The 20967-nt window shown below is 66.8% G+C and carries 15 protein-coding genes; 13 read left to right on the top strand and 2 right to left on the bottom strand.

Annotated elements, in window-relative coordinates; translation table 11 throughout:
• Window positions 1-143 precede the first annotated feature (143 nt).
• On the top strand, window positions 144-2000 hold the full coding sequence (locus LCI23_RS03635) for a M1 family metallopeptidase (protein WP_224944210.1): 1857 nt from the start codon (window positions 144-146) through the stop codon (window positions 1998-2000).
• 22 nt (window positions 2001-2022) lie between these two features.
• Entirely contained in the window at window positions 2023-3621 is a 1599-nt protein-coding gene (locus LCI23_RS03640; protein ID WP_224944213.1) for a serine hydrolase, read from the top strand.
• Between the two features lie 88 nt (window positions 3622-3709).
• Here LCI23_RS03640 and LCI23_RS03645 read toward each other — a convergent pair whose 3' ends face one another.
• Both LCI23_RS03645 and LCI23_RS03650 read right to left on the bottom strand, forming a co-directional pair.
• Window positions 3710-5281 carry a S1C family serine protease gene (locus LCI23_RS03645; protein WP_224944217.1) on the bottom strand — a complete coding sequence of 524 codons (1572 nt, stop codon included), beginning with the start codon at window positions 5279-5281 and terminating at the stop codon, window positions 3710-3712.
• Between the two features lie 110 nt (window positions 5282-5391).
• Entirely contained in the window at window positions 5392-6186 is a 795-nt protein-coding gene (locus tag LCI23_RS03650) for a class I SAM-dependent methyltransferase (RefSeq protein ID WP_224944220.1), read from the bottom strand.
• Window positions 6187-6578: 392 nt separating this feature from the next.
• Between LCI23_RS03650 and LCI23_RS03655 the strand changes: the two genes are divergently transcribed.
• The 11 genes from LCI23_RS03655 to LCI23_RS03705 all read left to right on the top strand — a co-directional run bounded on the left by LCI23_RS03655 (window position 6579) and on the right by LCI23_RS03705 (window position 20731).
• The gene (locus LCI23_RS03655) at window positions 6579-8213 is read left to right on the top strand and encodes a TldD/PmbA family protein (RefSeq protein WP_224944290.1); all 1635 of its coding nucleotides are present in this window, start codon (window positions 6579-6581) and stop codon (window positions 8211-8213) included.
• Between the two features lie 13 nt (window positions 8214-8226).
• Complete coding sequence (locus LCI23_RS03660; protein ID WP_224944223.1) at window positions 8227-9561, top strand: TldD/PmbA family protein; 1335 nt, start codon at window positions 8227-8229, stop codon at window positions 9559-9561.
• A 17-nt stretch (window positions 9562-9578) separates the two neighbouring features.
• A complete protein-coding gene (locus LCI23_RS03665) occupies window positions 9579-11216 on the top strand; it encodes a TldD/PmbA family protein (RefSeq protein ID WP_224944226.1) in 1638 nt (545 codons plus the stop codon).
• Between the two features lie 13 nt (window positions 11217-11229).
• Complete coding sequence (locus tag LCI23_RS03670; RefSeq protein WP_224944230.1) at window positions 11230-12567, top strand: TldD/PmbA family protein; 1338 nt, start codon at window positions 11230-11232, stop codon at window positions 12565-12567.
• A gap of 21 nt (window positions 12568-12588) precedes the next feature.
• On the top strand, window positions 12589-13209 hold the full coding sequence (locus LCI23_RS03675) for a DUF4159 domain-containing protein (RefSeq protein ID WP_224944242.1): 621 nt from the start codon (window positions 12589-12591) through the stop codon (window positions 13207-13209).
• An 84-nt stretch (window positions 13210-13293) separates the two neighbouring features.
• The gene (locus tag LCI23_RS03680) at window positions 13294-14217 is read left to right on the top strand and encodes a MoxR family ATPase (RefSeq protein WP_235584321.1); all 924 of its coding nucleotides are present in this window, start codon (window positions 13294-13296) and stop codon (window positions 14215-14217) included.
• Window positions 14214-15110, top strand: a complete 897-nt coding sequence (locus LCI23_RS03685) for a DUF58 domain-containing protein (RefSeq protein ID WP_224944244.1) — start codon at window positions 14214-14216, stop codon at window positions 15108-15110. The genes LCI23_RS03680 and LCI23_RS03685 overlap by 4 nt, the downstream gene beginning before the upstream one ends.
• A complete protein-coding gene (locus tag LCI23_RS03690) occupies window positions 15107-16078 on the top strand; it encodes a BatA domain-containing protein (protein WP_224944246.1) in 972 nt (323 codons plus the stop codon). The genes LCI23_RS03685 and LCI23_RS03690 overlap by 4 nt, the downstream gene beginning before the upstream one ends.
• The gene (locus tag LCI23_RS03695) at window positions 16062-18053 is read left to right on the top strand and encodes a DUF4175 domain-containing protein (RefSeq protein WP_224944251.1); all 1992 of its coding nucleotides are present in this window, start codon (window positions 16062-16064) and stop codon (window positions 18051-18053) included. The genes LCI23_RS03690 and LCI23_RS03695 overlap by 17 nt, the downstream gene beginning before the upstream one ends.
• Window positions 18050-19591 carry a hypothetical protein gene (locus LCI23_RS03700; protein ID WP_224944254.1) on the top strand — a complete coding sequence of 514 codons (1542 nt, stop codon included), beginning with the start codon at window positions 18050-18052 and terminating at the stop codon, window positions 19589-19591. Before LCI23_RS03695 ends, LCI23_RS03700 begins: the two co-directional genes overlap by 4 nt.
• 195 nt (window positions 19592-19786) lie before the next feature.
• Window positions 19787-20731 (top strand): alpha/beta fold hydrolase, encoded by a 945-nt coding sequence (locus LCI23_RS03705; protein ID WP_224944257.1) that lies wholly within the window; start codon window positions 19787-19789, stop codon window positions 20729-20731.
• The last annotated feature ends 236 nt before the right edge of the window (window positions 20732-20967 follow it).

Consider the following 20967-nt stretch of genomic DNA (forward strand, 5'->3'; position numbering starts at 1 on the left):
TAGCAGAGGTGGCGCGCGCGGCAGCGCGCGCCTGTCCGGCGGTGCGCCGCATCCACTTCTCCGCCACGATCGAAAGTGCTATCCTGCCTGCGCCCACAGTCCAGCCGGGCTGATCGACGGGCTCGAACCTTCCACGAGAGACCATGAAGACAAGCACCCTGCTGCGCGCCACGGCCTGCGCCTTTATCTGCCAGTGGAGCGCCTACGCGTTCGCACTCGATCCCCTCAGCTACGCCAGATACGACCAGGTCAAGACCACGGCCCTGCACCTGGACCTGAAGGCCGACTTCACGCGCAAGACCCTGGCCGGCTACGCCGACCTGACCCTGAACTGGATCGACAAGAAGGCCACCACGCTCGATCTCGACACCCGCGAGCTGCGCATCGCGAAGATCGAGGCGCAGGATGCGAAAGGCGCCTGGCAGCCGGTGGAGTACACCCTCGGCAAGCTCGATGCCGAAAAGGGCCAGGCGCTGCGCATCGCGCTGCCGGGCCAGCCGGCCAGGGTGCGCATCCACTACCAGACCGCGCCGACCGCCCCGGCCCTGCAGTGGCTCACGCCGAAGCAGACCATGTCGGGCAAGTATCCCTTCATGTTCAGCCAGTCGCAGCCGATCGCCGCGCGTTCCTTCATGCCGGTGCAGGATACGCCGGCGGTGCGCTTCACCTACACCGCGCGCATCCAGGCCCCTAGCGGCATGCGCGTCGTGATGAGCGCCGACAACGATCCCAAGGCCACGGGCAAGGGTGGCTGGACCTTCAAGATGCCGCAGCCAGTGCCGTCCTACCTGGTGGCGATCGGCATCGGCGAGCTGGAAGCGCGCACCCTGGGCGGACGCACCGGCGTGTATGCCGAGCCGCAGCGCATCAAGGCCGCCGCATACGAACTGGCCGACACCGAGAAGATGGTGGCCGCGGCCGAGTCGCTGTACGGCCCGTATCGCTGGGGCCGCTACGACATGCTGGTGCTGCCGCCATCGTTCCCGATCGGCGGCATGGAGAATCCGCGCCTGACCTTCCTGACCCCGACCATGATCGCGGGCGACCGCAGCCTGGTCGACCTGGTCTCGCACGAGCTGGCGCACAGCTGGTCGGGCAACCTGGTGACCAACGCCTCCTGGAAGCACTGGTGGCTCAACGAAGGTTTTACCACCTACGTCACCACCCGCATCCTCGAGAAGCTGTATGGCGAGGAAGTCGCCAACATGAACCTGCAGCTGGAGCAGGAAGAGGCGCTTGATTCGCTCAAGGATATCCCGAAGGCCAAGCAGGCCCTGGTCACGCGCGACCCGGACACCAGCTCGCAGCACTATACCGATGAAGGCCTGGCCTATCCGAAGGGCGCCTGGTTCCTGCGCACCCTCGAGCAGCGCGCCGGCCGCGCCGCCTTCGACCCCTTCCTGCGCGCCTGGTTCGACGAACACGCCTTCCAGAGCGTCACCACCGAGCAGTTCGTCGCCTTCCTGCGCGCCCGCCTGCTGGCGAAGAATCCGAAGATCATGAGCGACGCCGAACTCGACGAATGGCTGTATGGCCCGGGCATTCCGTCCAGCGCCAAGCGGGTCGTCTCGACCCGCCTGGCCAAGCTGAACGACACCACCACTCGCTGGCTCAAGGGCGAGATCACGACCGCCCAGCTGCCGGCCAGGCAGTGGAATGCCGCCGAGTGGATGAAGTTCCTGAACGACATCGACAACAAGGCCGATGCCGCCAAACTGGAGGAACTGGACAAGGCCTTCGGCCTGGCGAAAACCGGCAACAATGAAGTGGCGTTCCGCTTCTACCGCGCGGCGGTGCACGCCGGCTACCGCGCGATCCGCCCGAACCTGGAAGCGTTCCTGATGAGTGTCGGCCGCCAGAAATTCGTGGTGCCGCTGTACGGCGCGCTGCGCGCCAACGGCCAGGACCGCGCCTGGGCCGAACGCGTGTACAAGGCCGCGCGCGAGCGCTACCACCCGGAGACGCAGGGCAGCGTCGACAAGCAGATGAACAAACAGTAAGAGGATGAACCCCGTGCTTTCCATGAACCGAATCGCAGCCGCGGTCCTGATCGCGATGTCTACTAGCGGCGCTGCCCTGGCGCAGACCGCCGCCGTGCCGGCGACCGCCGTCCAGTCCCCGGCCTACAACCTGAAGCTTGATGTCGAACGCGTCATGAAGGAATTCGACGTGCCGGGCATCGCCATCGCCGTGGTCAAGGACGGCAAGGTCCTGGCCGCCCAGGGCTTCGGCGTGCGCAAGCGCGGCGAGCCGGCGCCGGTCGATGGCAAGACCATCTTCGAGATCGCCTCGAACTCCAAGGCGTTTACAGCCGCGGCGCTGGGCATGCTGGTCGACCAGGGCAAGCTGGCCTGGGACGACCCGGTGATCAAGCACCTGCCGGACTTCCGCATGTACGACGCCTACGTCACCGCCGAGATGACCGTGCGCGATTTGCTAACCCACCGCAGTGGCCTGGGACTGGGCGCGGGCGACCTGATGTGGTGGCCGACCACCACCTTCAGCACCGACGAGATCATCCACAACCTCCGCTACATCAAGCCGGCGACGAGCTTTCGCAACAGCTATGCCTACGATAACCTGCTGTACATCGTGGCCGGCAAGATCATCGCCGCCAAGTCGGGCAAGAGCTGGGGCGAGACCATGCACGAGTGGATCCTGAAGCCAGCCGGCATGACGGGCACCACCACCAGCCTCGAGGAAAACGCCAGGTTCGCCAACGTCTCTGCGCCGCACAGCAAGATCAATGGCAGGGCGGTGCCGGTGAAACCGATGCCGGTGGCGAACGCGGTCGGCGCGGTGGGCATCAATACCAATGCCGAGGACATCGCGCGCTGGATGCAGGTATTGCTCGACAACGGCAAGCTGGGCCAGGACGGCAAGCGCCTGTGGTCGGACAGGCAGGCGCGCGAGATGTGGACCGCGCAGACCCCGATGGCGATCAGCACGCCGCGTGCACCGCTGGCGGCGACCAAGCCGAACTTCTTCGCCTATGGCCTGGGCTTCCAGCTGCGCGATTACCAGGGCAAGCTGGTGGCCATGCATGGCGGCGCGCTGCAGGGCTTTTATACGCGCGTGATGCTGGTGCCGGAAGCGAAGCTGGGCATCGCGATCTTCACCAACGCCGAGAGCGGGCCATCGCTCAACGCCCTGCAGTACCGGCTGCTGGACCAGTACCTGGGGGTGGCGCCGACCGACTGGATCGGCCGCATCGCGGCGATCGACCGCGAGAACCAGGCCAGGGAAGCGGCGCGCGTGAAGGGCGAAGCGGCATCGCGCGCGGCGAGCTCGACGCCCTCGCTGCCGCTGGCGTCGTACGAAGGGGAGTATGAGGATGCCTGGTATGGCAAGGCGTCGATCAAGCGCGTGAACAACAAGCTGGTGTTGTCCTTCATGAAGACGCCGGACCTGACCGGGGACATGGAGCACTTCCAGCACGACACCTTCATCGTGCGCTGGAAGGAGAGGAACTTCAATGCCGATGCCTACGTCACCTTCTCGCTGGACCATGATGGCAGCATCGAACGGGTGCGCATGAAACCGGTGTCCACCGAGACGGACTTCAGCTATGACTTCCAGGACCTGCTGTTCGTGCCGGTCAAGAAGGACAAGAAGGGCTGAGTCACCGCTGGCTGAGCCGCCCACCCTACGTAGGGTGGGCAGATTTCCTGCCCACGCGTTCAACAACGCCTAGAGGCGCCGAATCGCCTCACTTCCCGTTCCACACCTTCATCATGTCGTCCGAGCCCTGGGTCCGGATGCCGTTGTCCGACAGGATGCCCTCGGTCGCTTCCAGCGCGGCCTTGCGCGGCAGGATCAGGTTCTCGCCGTAGCGCTGGTCGAACTTGAACACCACGAACTCGTCCTTCAGGTCGCGCAGCAGCGCCACCAGGTGGGCCAGGCTGCGGACCCTGGTGCCGTTCACCGATTCCACGACCGACCCGAAGCGGTTGCTGTAGCCGGTCACCAGCTTGTGCGGGAAGAAGGGACCGCTGACCACCACCAGTTCCTCGCGCGCCGCGTCGGGCGAATCGCCGCGCTGCGTGACGAGCGGGCTGTTGTTGAAGGCGTAGGCGGCGGTAGCGGCCGGGTTCACCATCAGGAAGGTGAGGAATTCGCTGGTGGCGCGCGTAAACACCACCGGGCCGTACACGAAATAGGACGGATAGCCGCCGTTCAGGTCGGGGATCAGGAGCGGGCGCGGGCCGCTGGTGGGCACCTCGACCTTCATCGGCTTGCCGCCGCGGACGATGCTCATCGGGACCTTGCCGTTCCTGGCCACCTGCTGGATGCGGTACTGGAAGCGCACGCGCAGGTTGGAACCCAGTTTCACCATGCCCTGGTTGTCGATCGGGTACTCGCCGATGTGGGTGATGATGTCGCCTTCCTTCAGCGGCCAGTTGGCATCCGTCTTGTAGGGACGGTGCACCAGCGTGCCTTCCACCGAGCGGTCGATCTTCAGGTACTGGCGCAGCGCCGGGTTTTCCAGCGTCTGGGTGCTGTCGTGCAGCAGCGGCTTGCCGTCGTAGCGGCCGTCGGCCACGTCTTTCAGGAACAGTTCGATCTCTTCGTTCGGAATCACGTAGCCGATGTTCTGGGCCCCGGCCGCCATCGAGAAGGCCAGGCCGATCATCTTGTCGCCCGCGATCACCGGGCCGCCGCTGTTGCCGGGGTTGATCGGCGCATCGATCTGGATCCGCAGGCCGGAGCTGAACGAGCCGTAGCCGACGAACTCCACGCGCGAGACGATGCCGCGGGTGGTCGACAGCGAATTGCCGCCCACCGGATAGCCGTAGGCGAACACCGCCTCGCGCACGTCCGGCAGCACGGCCGCGCGCGCGACCGGCGGACGCTTGTCGAAGAAGGACGGGTCGTCCAGTTCCAGCACCGCCAGGTCGAGGCCGCGCGCCAGCGCGATCACCCTGGCCGACACCTTGTCGCCCGACTGGCTGGCCTGCACCTCGACCTGGCTGGCATAGCCCACCACATGGGCATTGGTCAGGATGCGCTTGCCCTCGATGATGACGCCGGAACCGGTGACGTCGGCGGGCGACTGCTTGCTCCAGGGTTTATACGGGTCGGGACGGCGCACGGTGGCGAAGATCTTCACCACCGAGTTCTCGACGGCCGGCAGGGCCGGCGCCTGGGTGGCCGACGGCGTCGCCACGGCGGCCGAGGGCGGGGTGGCAGGCGTCGGGCCCGCGGGAGGAGTCGTGTCCTGTGCGTGGACGATGCCGGCCAGGGCGAATGCCACGGCGGCGGCGAGGCGTACGGTTTTCATGGGTTCCTTCGGTGGCGTGCGAAATGATGCAAATCGCAAGAATATACACGCTGGCCGCCGAAGGAAATGCACAAAATTTCACGTTGGGAGGCCGCGCTCCCCGCGCAGGCTTATTGCTTGACGAACTTCAGGGTCATGCGGTCGCTTTCGCCGATCGCCATGTACTTCTCGCGGTCCTTGTCCTTGTTGGCCAGCACCGGCGGCAGGGTCCACACACCTTTTTCGTGGTCGGCCTTGTCCTTCGGATTGGCGTTGACTTCGGATTTTCCGGCCAGCTTGAAGCCCGCGCTTTCGACAGTCTTGATCACCCACGCTTCGTGCACGTAGCCGCTCGAGGCTTTCGCATCCTGCGTCATCGACGCTGGCAGGCGGTGGTCGACGATGCCCAGCACGCCGCCCGGTTTCAGGACCTTGTGGATCTCGCGGAAGGTGGTCTTCAGCGCGTCTTCGCCGTTGCCGACCCAGTTGTGCAGGTTGCGGAAGGTAAGCACCATGTCGACGCTGTTCGGCGCCGCGATCTGGTAGGTGGCGGGCGGTTCGAACACGGCCGGCACGACCTTGTCGTACAGCGCGGGGGCCGCGTCGAACTTGGCCTTGAGCGCCATGCCGCCGCGCTTTTCCGGCACGAAGGCCTGGCCGGCGGCGATCAGCTTGCCGTTCGGGCGCAGGTAGGGGGCCAGGATCTCGGTGTACCAGCCGCCGCCCGGCACCAGTTCGACCACCGTCATGTTCGGCTTGATGCCGAAGAAAGTGAGGGTCTCGTAGGGGTGGCGCGCCGCGTCGCGCGCCTTGTTGGCGGCGCTGCGGTGTTCGCCCGCGATGGCGGCTTTCAGGGCGTCGTCGGCCTGGGCGGCGCCGGCAGCGAGGCCGGCAGCCAGGCCCGCGGCAAGGATCAGTCGTTTCATCGGTTCGAAGTCTCCAGTGTTGTGCGGCCGGACGGGACGCCGCCGCCGCGCCGATGATCGACCACACTTGGCGGACAGTCAAGTGTTCCATGTATATGCATAGCTCAGTCGCAGACTGTCCGGCCGCGTGTCCGCCGCGGACGCCCGGACACCCTCCGGACAGTGCCGGCGGACGGTGGACGGCGGGCAAACCGCATACCAAAACATGCACTTGGAAAATGCTTTGATCTGGCACAACAATTGCCTATTCAAAAGCTTAAGTTGCTGCTAAGGTTGACAAGTTTGCCGGGGCCATCCAACCCGGCGAAGAGCTCATTCCGCCGTACATACAAGAGCGGACCGCGTTGTCCACGGGACGCTGCCCAGAAATAGCTTTGATTTCAGGAGACATGATGGAACGCCGTACTTTTCTTAATTTCAGCAGCCTGGCGCTCGCCTCGACGCTCGTCCCCTTTACCCGCGCCATCGCCGCTGAAGAGCTGCTGAGCAGCATGCCGACGGCCGCCAAGAAGGCGCTGGCCGACGTCGCGCTGAACGCCGCCACCAAGGCCGGCGCCAGCTACGCCGACGTGCGCATCGGGCGCTACCTGAACCAGTTCATCACGACCCGCGACCTGAACGTCGAGAACGTGGCCAACACCGAGTCGGCCGGCATCGGCGTGCGCGTGATCGCGAACGGCGCCTATGGCTTCGCCGCCACCTCGGACATGAGCAGCGACGGCATCGCCAACGCGGCGCGCCAGGCGGTGGCGATCGCCAAGGCCAATGCCAGGCTGCAGTCCGAGCCGGTGCGCCTGGCGCCGGTCAAGGGCGTCGGCGAGGTATCGTGGGCCACGCCGATCAAGAAGGACTGGCGCACGGTGCCGATCAAGGAAAAGGCAGACCTGCTCATCGCCGCCAACAAGGCCGGCATGGACGGCGGCGCGACCTTCATGAATTCGATGCTGTTCCAGGTGAACCAGCAGAAGTATTTCGCATCCACCGACGGCTCCTACATCGAGCAGGACGTGCACCGCCTGTGGGCGCCGTTCCAGGCCACCGCCGTGGACAAGGCCACCGGCAAGTTCCGCTCGCGCTCGGGCCTGGGCGCGCCGGTCGGCATGGGCTACGAATACCTGGATGCCCGCCCCGAGCACAAGCTCAAGGCCGCGGGCGGCGTGGCGACGCTCTACACCGGCTCCTACGACCTCATCGAGGATGCGAAGGCGGCCGGCCGCGACGCCAAGACCAAACTGACGGCGAAATCGGTCGTTCCGGGCAAGTACGACCTGATGCTCTCGCCGGAACACCTGTGGCTGACGATCCACGAGAACGTCGGCCACCCCACGGAACTGGACCGCGTGCTCGGCTACGAGGCCAACTACGCCGGCACCAGCTTCGCCACCCTCGACAAGTGGGAAACCAAGAAATTCAAGTACGGCAACCCGATGGTCAACCTGTTCGCCGACAAGACCACCCCGGGCTCTCTGGGGTGCGTGGGCTACGACGACGAAGGCGTCAAGACCAAGAAGTGGGACATCATCAAGGATGGCATCCTGGTCAACTACCAGGCCACGCGTGACCAGGCCCATATCATCGGCGAGAAGGAATCGCACGGCTGCTCGTACGCCGACTCGTGGAACTCGGTGCAGTTCCAGCGCATGCCGAACGTCTCGCTGGCCGCCGGCAAGAAGAAGCTCACCCCGGACGAGATGGTCAAGGACATCAAGAAGGGTATCTACATCGTCGGCGACGGCTCGTTCTCGATCGACCAGCAGCGTTACAACTTCCAGTTCGGCGGCCAGCTGTTCTATGAAATCAAGGACGGCAAGATCGGCCCGATGCTGGAAGACGTGGCCTACCAGGCCAACACCCAGGAATTCTGGAATGCCTGCTCGGCCATCTGCGACGAGCGCGACTGGCGCATGGGCGGCTCCTTCTTCGACGGCAAGGGCCAGCCGCCGCAGATCAGCATCGTCTCGCACGGCTCGTCGACCGCGCGCTTCAACGGCATCAACGTGATCAACACCGCACGCAAGATCGGCTGAGGCGAGGGAAACCATGAGCATCCTGAGCCAAGACCAGACCCGGCGCATCGCCGAGCGCGTGATGTCGCTCTCGAAGGCCGATGAGTGCATCGTCAACATCGAGGGCGCGCGCATCGGCAACATCCGCTTCGCGCGCAATGCGGTGTCCACCGCCGGCCTGTCGGACGACACCCAGATCCAGGTGCAGGTCGCCTTCGGCAAGCGCCAGGGCACCGCCACCATCAACGAGTTCGACGACAAGTCGCTGGAAAAAGCCGTGCGCCGCGCCGAGGACCTGGCGCGCCTGGCGCCGGAGAACCCGGAATTCATGCCGGCGATCGCGAAGACCGGCTACAAAACGTCCGATACCTACGTCCAGAAGACCGCCGCCATCGATCCGGAATTCCGCGCCCAGGCCGCCGCCTATGCGATGGAAGCCTGCCGCAAGAAGGGCCTGGTGGCAGCCGGCTTCTTCACCGACCGCGAGACCTTCGAGACCGTGGCCAATTCGAACGGCGTGTTCGGCCACCAGGTCGCCACCTCGCTCGACTTCACCTGCACCGTGCGCACCGAAGCCGGGCGCGGTTCGGGCTGGGTCAAGCGCTCGGCGCGCGACGTGGCGCGTTTCGATGCGCGTGAAGCGGCCGATGTCGCCATCGAGAAGGCGCTGCGCTCGGTGGACGCGAAAGCGCTCGAGCCGGGCCGCTACACGGTGGTGATGGAGCCATCCGCCACCAGCGACCTGCTGACCTTCATGATCGGCGGCTTCAATGCGCGCATGGCGGACGAAGGCCGCAGCTTCCTTTCCAAGAAGGGTGGCGCCAACCGCCTGGGCGACAAGCTGTTCGACCAGCAGGTCAATATCTGGACCGACCCCTGGGACAAGGACGTGCCGGTGCTGCCCTGGGACGGCAGCATGCTGCCGCGCGAACGCATCCACCTGGTGAAGGATGGCCGCATCAATGCGCTGAACTACTCGCGCTACTGGGCCCAGAAGAAAGGCCAGCGCGCAACCGGCAGCGCCGGCAACATCATCATGGCCGGCACCGACAAGAGCACGGCCGAGCTGATCGCGAACACGAAAAAAGGCGTGCTGGTGACCCGCACCTGGTACATCCGCATGGTCGACCCGCAGTCGGTGCTCGTCACTGGCCTGACGCGCGACGGCACCTTCTACATCGAGAACGGCAAGGTCAAGCATCCGATCAAGAACTTCCGCTTCAACGAAAGCCCGGTGAGCATGCTGAACAACATCGAGGAGATCGGCAAGCCGCTGGTGATCGGCGGCGACGAGGCGAATTATTCGATGCTGATCCCGGCGATGAAGATCCGCGATTTCAACTTCACCTCGCTGTCGGACGCGGTATAGATAACGGAAAACCCCACATGGAACGTCGTAAATTCCTCCAAATCGGCGCCGGCACGGCCGGCGCCATGCTGATCCCGGTGTTTGGCCATGCCATCGCCGCCGATGAGCTGATGAGCGCCATGCCGGCCAGCGCCAAGAAGCTGCTGGCCGACGTCGCGCTCAATGCCGCCACCAAGGCCGGCGCGTCCTATTGCGACGTGCGCATCGGCCGCTACCTGAACCAGTTCATCGTCACGCGCGACCTGAACGTCGAGAACATCAGCAATACCGAGTCGAGCGGCGTCGGCGTGCGCGTGATCGCCGGCGGCGCCTATGGCTTCGCCTCGACCAACGACATGAGCCCGGACGGCGTGGCCAATGCCGCGCGCCAGGCGGTGGCGATCGCCAAGGCCAACGCCAGGCTGCAGAGCGAGCCGGTACGCCTGGCCCCGGTCAAGGGCGTGGGCGAGGTGGCCTGGGCCACGCCGATGAAAAAGGACTGGCGCGGCATCCCGGTCAAGGAAAAGGCCGACATGCTGATCGCCGCAAACAAGGCGGGCCTGGACGCCGGCGCGACCTTCATGACCGCGTCGCTATTCCAGATCAACCAGCAAAAATACTTCGCTTCCACCGACGGTTCCTACATCGACCAGGACGTGCACCGCCTGTGGGCCCCGATCAACGCCACCGCCGTGGACAAGGCCAGCGGCAAGTTCCGCTCGCGCGCGGGCCTGAGTTCGCCGGTGAGCATGGGCTACGAGTACTTCGACGCGAAAGCCAGCGACAAGGTGCAGGCCGCGGGCGGCGTGACCACGCTGTACACCAACTCCTACGACATCGTGGAAGACGCCCGGTTGTCGGGCAAGCAGGCGCGCGAGAAGCTGGGCGCCAAATCGGTGGAGCCGGGCAAGTACGACCTGGTGCTCTCGCCCGAACACCTGTTCCTCACCATCCACGAGAACGTCGGCCACCCGACGGAACTGGACCGCGTGCTCGGCTTTGAGGCCAACTACGCCGGCACCAGCTTCGCCTCGCTCGACAAGTGGGAAACGAAGAAATTCAGGTACGGGTCCGAACGCGTGAACTTCGTTGCGGACCGCACCACGCCGGGTTCGCTCGGCCTGATCGGCTACGACGACGAAGGCGTGCGCGCCAGGAAGTGGGACATCATCCGCAACGGCATCCTGGTCAACTACCAGGCCACGCGCGACCAGGCCCACATCATCGGCGAGAAGGAATCGCACGGCTGCTCGTATGCCGACAGCTGGAGCACCATCCAGTTCCAGCGCATGCCGAACGTGTCGCTCGAAGCCGGCAAGGCCAGGCTGACGCCCGACGAGATGGTCAAGGACGTGAAAAAGGGCGTCTACATCCTGGGCCGCGGCTCCTATTCGATCGACCAGCAGCGCTACAACTTCCAGTTTGGCGGCACGCTGTTCTACGAGATCAGGAACGGCAAGATCACCGGTCCGCTGGAAGACGTGGCCTACCAGGCGAATACCCAGGAATTCTGGAACGCCTGCTCGGCCATCTGCGACGAACGCGACTGGCGCATGGGCGGCTCGTTCTTCGACGGAAAGGGCCAGCCGAGCCAGGTCAGCGCGGTCTCGCATGGGTCGAGCACCGCGCGCTTCAATGGCATCAACGTCATCAATACCGCACGCAAGATCGGTTGAACGGGAGACATACATGAAACAGCTGAACCAGGAACAAGCAAAACGCATCGCCGATCGCGTCATCGGTTTCTCGAAAGCCGACGAGTGCAACGTCTCGATCAACGGCAACCGCACCGGCAACATCCGCTTCGCGCGCAACAGCGTGTCGACCGCGGGCCTGACCGAGGACACGCAGCTGGCCGTGCGGGTCGCCTTCGGCAAGCGTACCGGCACCGCCGTCATCAACGAGTTCGACGACAAGTCGCTGGAAAAGGCCGTGCGCCGCGCCGAGGAACTGGCGCGCCTGGCGCCGGAAAACCCGGAATTCATGCCGGCCGTGGGCAAGCAGGAATACCGCAGCACCCAGACCTTCGTGCCAGCCACCGCCGCCATCGACCCGGACTACCGGGCTGAAGTGGCGGCCGCCTCGATCGGCCAGGCGCGCGCCAAGAAGCTGGTGACCGCCGGCTTCTTCACCGACAGCACCAGCTTCTCGTGCGTGGCCAACTCGAACGGCGTGTTCGGCTTCCAGGAATTCACGGATCTCTCCTTTACCTGCACCGCGCGCACCGAAGACGGCCGCGGCTCGGGCTGGGTAACCCGCTCGGCGGTCGATGCGCGCCGCTTCAACGCGCTTGAAGCGGCCGAGATCGCGATCGACAAGGCACTGCGCTCGGTCGACGCCAAGGCGCTAGAGCCGGGCCGCTACACGGTGATCCTGGAACCGGCGGCGACGTCTGAAATCCTGGGCAACATGTTCAGCTCTTTCAGCGCGCGTGCCGCCGACGAAGGCCGCAGCTTCCTGGCCAAGAAGGGCGGCGGCAACCGCCTGGGCGAGAAGCTGTTCGACCAGCAGGTCAACATCTGGGCCGACCCGTGGAATCCGGACGTGCCGGTGGCCCCGTGGGATGGCGGCACCATGCTGGCCCGCAAGCGCACCGACCTGATCAAGGATGGCCGCGTCGCGTCGCTCGGCTACTCGCCCTACTGGGCCAAGAAGACCGGCAACATCGCCACCGCCGGCCACGGCAACATGATCATGGCCGGCGGCACCAAGTCGCTGGAAGAGCTGGTCGCCAGCACCAAGAAGGGCATCGTGGTCACCCGCACCTGGTACATCCGCATGGTCGATCCGCAGTCGCTCCTGATCACGGGCCTGACCCGCGACGGCACCTTCTACGTCGAGAATGGCAAGATCAAGCACCCGGTGAAGAACTTCCGCTTCAACGAAAGCCCGGTCACCATCCTCAACAACATCAATGAACTGGGCAAGCCGGAAGTCATCGGTGGCGACGAAGTGCCGTTCCAGATGGTGCTGCCGCCGATGAAGGTGCGCGACTTCAACTTCACCTCGCTGTCGGACGCGGTCTAGAACCGGGGCGGTGGCGCGCATATGGCATCCTTCGATTTCTACTTCACCCGCCTGAGCTACGAATCGGGCGACTGGGATGTGGATATCCGTATGCCCAGCAACGTGTTGAACTCGCTGGTCGAGTACACCACGCTGCGGGTGGATCCGGCGGAGCGCATCGTCGCGCTGTCGGATCCGAAGATGCTGCAGGCGCCGTTCTGCTACTTCGCGGGGCACAAGCTGGTGCAGTTCACGCCGCAGGAGCGGCGCAACCTGGAAAAATACCTGCGCGGCGGCGGCTTCGTCTTCGTGGACGACTGCAACCACGACATCGACGGCCTGTTCGCGAAGTCCTTCGAGGCCGAGATGACGAAGATCTTCGGCGCCTCGGCCCTGAAGAAGATCCCGAATACGCATCCGCTGTATTCGTGCTTCTTCAAGTTCGACGGACCGCCGACCACCGGCGGGGAACTCAATGGCTGGGGCGACGACCTGGTCCACGATTACCTGAAGGCGATCGAGTTCGGCGGGCGCATCCGCCTGCTGTACTCGAACAAGGACTACGGATGCGAGTGGGACTACGACTTCCGCAACAAGCGGTTCCTCGCGGTCGACAACACCCGCTTCGCGGTCAACATCATTCAATATGCGTTGGGAGCTTGAGCAGTGTCGGAACGTGATGCGGTAGCGTGGAGTGAAAGTGAAATCGCGTCCCTGGGCGCGAAGATTGGGGCGCTCAAGGCCAGCATGGCGCGCGTGATCATCGGCCAGGAAGAGGTGGTCGACCTCCTGATCACCTGCCTGCTGGCGGGCGGCCACGCCCTGGTGGAAGGGGTGCCGGGCCTGGGCAAGACCCTGCTCGTGAAATCGCTGGCGCAAGCCACCGACATGGAATTTCGCCGGGTGCAGTTCACGCCCGACCTGATGCCCTCGGATATCGTGGGCACCGAGATCCTGGAAGAGGACGCCAGCACGCGCCAGCGCGTGTTCCGCTTCCAGCAGGGCCCCGTGTTCACCCAGGTGCTGCTGGCGGACGAGATCAACCGCGCGCCGCCCAAGACCCAGTCAGCCTTGCTGGAAGCGATGCAGGAGCGCGCTGTCACCTTCGCCGGCACCACCCACAAGCTGCCGCGGCCCTTCTTCGTGCTGGCCACGCAGAACCCGATCGAGCAGGCCGGCACCTATCCGCTGCCGGAAGCCCAGCTCGACCGCTTCCTTCTGCGCATCGACGTGGTCTACCCGAGCGAGGACGAAGAGGTGCTGATGGTCTCGCGCACCACCCACGCCGGCCTGGACGATGCCGAACCGGCGATGACGGTCGAGGAGCTGCTGCGCCTGCAGCAGCTGGTGCGCGACATCGAGATCGGCGAGCACCTGCTGCGCTATGCCACGCGCCTGGTGCGCAACACGCGCCCGGCCTTGAGCACGGTGGCGGCGGTGAAGCAGCACATCGGCTGGGGCGCCGGCCCGCGCGCCGGCCAGGCGCTGGTGCTGGCTTCGAAGGCGCGCGCCCTGATGCAGGGGCGGCTGGCGGTCACGCGCGACGATATCCAGGCCATGCTGCTGCCGGTGCTCGCGCACCGCGTGCTGCGCAACTTCGAAGCCGAAGCGGACGGCATCGCGATCGCCGACATCCTGCACTCCCTGCGCAACGAGATCCGGGTCGATTGATCTTGTCGCTGGCGAAGACCGCGCTGATCGCGCACACGCAAAAGCTCGACCTCGTGATCCGCCATGTGCTGGCGGGACTCGGCCACGGCATCCACGCCGGGCGCGAACGCGGGGCGGGCGTCGAATTCTCGGAATACCGGGCCTATGCGCCCGGGGACGAGTGGCGCCGCGTCGACTGGAAGCTGCTGGCGCGCGCCGACCGCTATTTCGTGCGCGAGGCCGAGCGCGACAGCCACGTGGCGGTCTGGCTGGTGCTGGACGCCAGCGCCTCGATGCTGGAACCGAGCCGGGAAACAAGCGGCGTCGACAAGCTGGCCTATGCGCGCACCCTGCTCGGCTGCGTGGCGGCGATCGCCCAGCGCCAGGGCGACGCCTTCGGCCTGGTCGTGCTGGGCGAGGGCAGGGTGCAGTTCACGCCCGCCCTGCGCGGCCCGCGCCAGCTGCAGCGCATCCTGCTGCAACTGAGCCGGGTGCAGGCGGGCGGCGCGCTGCCCGATGCCGATACCCTGCGCGCCAGCCTGCACTTCGCCCAGTCGCCCAGCGTGATCTTCGCGGCCAGCGACCTGCTCGACTGGCCTTCGCCCCTGTCCCAGGCCCTGGTACGCCTGCGCGGCATGCGCCACGACGTGCGCGTGCTGTGCCTGCAGACCCAGGCCGAGGTCGACGCCAGCTTTTCCACGGCCCAGGCCTATCGCGACCCTGAGCGGGGCGATGGGGTGGTGCGTTTCGGCGCCGACCTGAAGGAAGGCTACCGCAAGAACCGCGAACAGCATTTCGCAATCGTGACGGCGGACTGCCGCAAGCGCGATATTCCGCTCGTCGCCGCGCGCATCGAGCAGGCGCCCGGCGAGGTCCTGCGCCTGTGGTTGCGCCGTCCCGGGAGCCGGCCATGAACGCGCTGTGGTGGCTGGCCCTGCCGGTCCTGCTGCTGCCCATCTGGTGGCACCGGCGCAAGCGCGAGCAGCACCAGGCCGAACTGCTGGCGACCAGCCGCTTCCTGCCGCGCACCGAACCGCGCCAGACCCGCGCGTGGCGCTGGCAGGACCTGCTCCTGCTGCTGGTGCGCTGCCTGCTGCTGGCCACCGCCATCGCCTGGCTGGCCGACCCGGTCATGCCCTCGCGCGGCGACACCGTCATCGTGGCCAGCGGCACCGATGCCGGCTGGGCCGGCCGCCAGGCGGCACAGGCCGGGCTGGAGAACGCCGAACGCATCGAGCTGCCGGCCGCGCAGGCCTTCGCCTGGCTGCGCGCCCATGAGCGCGAGTGGCGGCCGGATGCACGGCTGCTGGTGCTGGGCGACCTGCCGATGCCGGCGCAGCTGCCGGCCTTCGGGCGCCGCATCGAACTGCGCACGCTGGCGCGTCCGCCCCAACAGACCGAACACCGCGTCCACATTGCCAGTGAGCGGCCGCAGGCCTGGCGGCGTGTGTTCTCCGCCGCCGGCATCGCCATCGACGAGGCACCGGGCCCGAAGACCTCGATCGTCGTCTGGGACCGCAAGGACGCGCCGCCGCCCGGGCTGCGCGCGCCGCTGTGGCTGGTCACGAATACTTCCACCTTCCCGGAACTGGCCAGGGCGCCGCAGGTGGACGGCCTGCGCTACGCCGACAGCGCGCGTGGCCGCCTGTGGCAGTCCGACGCCTGGCCGCCGGCCAGCGCCGCAGCGGCGCGCGCCCTGCTGGACGACTGGCGGCGCCTGCACCTCGGCCCACAGGCCCATACCGCGCCTTCGCAGGTGTTCGAGGCGGCCGCCGGCGTCCGCGCGCCGGAGCCCAGCGGCGCCCTGCGCGGCCTGCTGATGGCGCTGCTGGTCGCCCTGTTCGTACTCGAAAGGATCCTGACGCATGCAAGCAGGCGCTGAGATCGCCCGGCGCGTCTGGCGCGCCGCCCAGCTGCGCCGGCTGCCCCTGTGGATTGCCGGGGCCCTGCCATGGCTCGTGATCCGCTCCGCGCCCGGCCTGATCGCCTGGAGCGCATTCTGTGCCTGGGACTGGGCGCTGCTGCGGCGCCGCGTGGCGATCGAATGGAGCGCCTGGCTCGATGGCGCCGTGCCCGAGATGGAAGACAGCAGCGCCTTGCTGGCGCATGCGCCGACCCCGGTGGCGCAATTACAGCAGCGGCGCCTGCTGGAACGGCTCGACGCCGCCCTGAGCCGCCAGCAACTGCGCGCGATCGCGCGCGGCCGCGTCACCGCGGGCCTGCGCTGGCTGCTGGGCAGCGTGGTGGCCGCCGCCGCCATCTGGTTCGCCACCGCGCCCACGCAGCAGCGCGGCGTGCCCGCGCCCGGTGCCGCACCAGATTCACCGGCCGCGCCAGCCATCGCCCAGCTGCTGGTGCGCAGCACGCCGCCGGCCTACACCGGCGTCGCGCCGGCCGAATCGGCCCCGCAGGACCTGCAAGTGCCGGAACAGACGGTGCTGAGCTGGTGCCTGAAAGCGCCGGCCGGCGGACTTGAAACGATCGAACTCAGTACCGGCCAGAAGCTGGCGCCGGGCCGCGAATGCGCGCGCTGGACCGCCACCGAATCGGTGTTCTGGCGCTGGCGCGGCAAGCGCTATACGGTCAAGGTCATTCCAGACCAGGCGCCGGAAATCACGGTCACCGCGCCGACCCGGATGGTGCAGGAGCTGCCGGAGTCGGCCACCGGCGCCACGATGGGCGTGCAGGTGCGCGACGACTACCGCATCGTGCGCGCCACCCTGCACATGACGCTGGCGCGCGGCAGCGGCGAGAACGTGCGCTTCACCGACCGCGAGATGCCGATCCCGGCCTCGGCCAGCCCCAAACGGCGCGACTGGGCTAGGAACTGGTCGCTGGCCGAGCTTGGCATGGAGCCGGGCGACGAGCTGTACTTCTTCGTGCGCGCGGTCGACAACGCGGCGCGCCCGCACATGGTGCAGTCGCCCACCTATACGCTGCGCCTGCCGGCCCCGCCTGAAGAAGCGGAGGAAGAAAGCGCCGCGATGCCGATGCTGGTCAAGCCGCAGAGCCTGCGCAGCCAGCGCCAGATCATCATCGACACCGAGCAGCTGGTGGCAGACATGCGCAGCACGAAGATGAGCGAGCAAGCGGTCCTTGAGCGCAGCCAGAAGATCGCCAGCGACCAGGGCGCGCTGCGGCGCCGCTACGGCCAGTTCCTGGGCGAGGAATCCTCGCTGTTCGCGGACGGCGACGACGACCATGACGACCATGGAGGTGGTGGCGAAGGGGGCGGCGGGGCGCAGGACATCCTGCACCAGTATGGTCACGCCCACGACGAGGCCGAGAACGCGACCCTGTTCGACGAGGAGACCAAGAAAGTGCTGCGACGCGCGCTGATGGCGATGTGGGATGCCGAGAAGGCGCTGCGCGCGCTCACGCCGAAGGTGGCGCTGCCGCCCGAGCACAAGGCGCTGGAAGCGATCAAGCAATTGCAGCAGGCCGAGCGCGTCTACCTGCACAAGACCGCCTTCGCGCCGCCGCCGATCAAGGAAGAGAAGCGCATGACGGGCGACATGATTGGCGCGGCCAGCTACCGCCGCGCGCAGGGCGGGGCCGAGCGGCGGGTGCCGGAAGACATCGGCCTGCTGGTGGCGGCACTGTCCGGCGACGGTGCGCTGCCGGCGCTGTGGACCCGCGGCGCCCACGACTGGGTGCGCACGCACCTGCAGGACGATGCACAGCGCCTGGCGGCCCAGGGTGCGATCCAGGACGTGGCGGATGGCTGCCTGCCCTGCCGCCCGGTGCTGCGCGCCTGGCTGCGCCAGGGTGCGGGGCAGGGCCAGGTGCTGCTGCAGGCCCGCCCGGTGGTCGAGACACCCTTTACACGCGCCTGGCGCGAAGGGAACAAGCCGTGAACGGGATCCTGATGAATACGACGCTGTTGCTGGCCCTGGCCGGCGTGGCGGGCCTGGCCAGCGCCGCCCTGTATGCGCGCCGGCGGCAGTGGATCGATGCCCTCTTGGTGCTGGTGGCCGCGCTGGCGCTCGGCCTGTTCGCGGCTGGCGTGCGCCTGCCGGGCGAGGCCGGCCACAGCCTGGCGCTCGCGCCCGACACCCCGGCGCCGCTGCTGGAGGGCGTGGCCAGATTCAGCGTGGACGGCGACGGCCTGCGCGCCGCGCAATGGAACGACCTGCCGGCACTGCCCCTGCAATGGCAGCGTCCCGAGGGCGGCACCCTGCGCCTGCACTATCCGCGCCAGCTGGCGCTCGGACGTACTTTCACGCTGCGCGTGCAGCGCGACGACAAGGCGGAGGCCCGCCTGCAGCTGCTGGCCGAGAACGGCCAGCTCATCGCCGAGGCGCGCGGCAGCGGCGACCTGGCGGTGAACTGGATGCCGCCGCTGGCCGAGCGCATGGTGCTCAAGGCGCGCCTGCTGGACGCGGCCGGCAAGCTGCTCGCCGAGGGGCCGGTGCCGCTGACCATCCACGCACCGGATATCCTGCAGGTGCAGGGCCGCTTCGGCGCGCCTTCGTTCGACCTGCGCAGCCTGAACGAGCTGCTGGCCGGCAGTGGCGCGCTGCTCGACTGGCAAGTGGTGCTGGGCCGCGCCATTACCCGCACCGAACTGCCACTGGCCGAGATGACCGCGCCGAACCTGCTGGTGGTCGATGCCGCCTGGTTCGAGCGTCTAGGTGCCGCCGAGCGTTCCGCGCTGCTCGGCCGCGTGGCCGGCGGCCTGCCGCTGCTGGTGCTGGGCGCGAACGCGAACGACCCGGGTACCTGGGCGCGCAGCCTGGGCCTGGCGTTGCGGCCGCAGGCGGCGGACAAGAAAGCCGGCACGCCACTGGAGATGCTGGCCGCGCCGCTCAACCCTGCCACGCGCACGGCAGGCGAGTGGACCAGCACCGACGACACCGTCTGGACCCGCAACTGGCAGAAGGGCCGCGTCGCCTGGCTGGGAGCCACCGGATGGCACCGCCACGCGATCGCCGAGCCGCAGGCGCTGGCGCTGTGGTGGCAGGGCGTACTGGACCGCTTGGGCATCGACATGCCGCGCCAGGTCGAATGGCTCGAGCCGGAAGAACTGCCCTTGCCGGGACAGCGCATGGAACTGTGTGCGCGCGGCGTGCAGGGCGAAGCCGTGTTCCCGGACCTGAAGCTGCGCCGCAGCTGGAAGCCGCGTGGCGATGCCGCCTGCGTGGCCGTCTGGCCAGGACGCAGCGGCTGGCTGCGCGTCGAGGATGCGCGAGGCGGTGCGCATGCCGTCTACGTGTACGCCCCGGGCGACTGGCTGCAGTGGCAGGCGGCGCAGCGGCGCGAAGCGACTGCTCGCTACGCCGCCCGCACGCCCGACCGGGCGCTGGCCGGCGCCGCCCGCGCCTTCCCGGCCTGGCCGTTCGCGCTGGCCTTCGTGCTGGCCATGCTGCTGCTGTGGTGGCGCGAGCGGCGCTAGTGAACCCGGGCCATCATTTCCACGAAAATGGGTCGAGGATGCATGGTGGCCGCAGTAAAGAAGGGCGATTGGCAAGCTTGCTGGATAGCGTTCTGCTAATCTTTGATCCGACTACTCTATTCACCTGGCCAGGGCCGAGCAGGCTGTGGCGCCCGGAGGATGCCAATGATGCGTGTACCCCATCCCAGACTGCGCATGAAGCGCATCGTGCCGTGGACGGCGGCCTTGCTGCTGGCCTTTGCCGCCGCCGCTTACTACGGTAGCCCGGAAACGTCCAGGGAAGCCTTGCTGACACTGAATCGTAGCGTGTCCGGTCTCGAAGAGAAGACCGTGCAGGTCGGCGTCCATACCGTGCACTACCTCGAGGGCGGCGAAGGCGAAAGCGTGCTGCTCCTGCATGGCATCTTTGCCGAGAAAGACCACTGGGTCGATTTCGCGCGCCAGCTTACCGGCGACTACCACGTGATCGCTCCCGACTTGCCCGGCTACGGCGAGAGCGGCCGGCACGCCGGCCAGGCCTACGACTACGCGGCGCAAACGGAAAGGCTCAGGCAGTTCATGGATGCGCGTGGTATCGCACGTGCCCATCTTGCCGGCAATTCCATGGGAGGGACGATCGCCGCCCTGTTCGCCGTCCGCCATCCCGAGCGTGTGGCCAGCCTGGCCTTCATCGGGGCCCCGCATGGGCTGCGTTCTGGAACGGCAAGCGCGATGGACCGGCTGATCGGCGCCGGCCAGGCGCCACTGGTGGCGCGCAATGCCGCCGAGTTCGATGCGATGCTTTCGCTGGTATTCGGGGACCGGCCTTTCTTGCCTTATCCGATATTGCAGGTGGCGGAACGGGAAGCGATCGCCAATGCCGGATCCAACCGGCAGATGTGGGATGAGCAATTAAAGAACCGCTACCTGCTGCAAGAGTACATTGGCAGGCTGACCGTGCCGACGCTGGCGCTATGGGGGAGCAAGGACAAGGTGTTCGACGTGACCGGAGCGCAAACCCTGGCAGCGCTACTGCCCCAGGCGGAACTGCGCATCCTACCAGGAATCGGCCATCTGCCGATGATGGAAGACCCCAGGGAAACCGCAGGGCTGTACGCGGACTTCCTGCGCCGGATGCCATCCGGCGGGCCGGCACGCTAAGCGCTTCCTCGCAGTGCGCGCACGCGCAGGAGGGTTTTCTCATGCATAACTACAGTGAATTGATTCTAAGCAAGTAACCATCCGTCCATGGATGGTAACTCTGTCATCTGAACATTTTTGATCAATGGCGGATTACCGATGGAGGGATGCATGGAACTGGTGTACAAGAACGAGAAAACCCTGTTTACGATCATGATGGTGTATTCGGTGGTGTTCTGGACGGTGCTGGTTATCGG

Origin of the sequence: Massilia sp. MS-15 (genome assembly GCF_020176695.1) — a bacterium.
Classification (GTDB): Bacteria; Pseudomonadota; Gammaproteobacteria; order Burkholderiales; family Burkholderiaceae_D; genus Telluria; species Telluria hydrophila.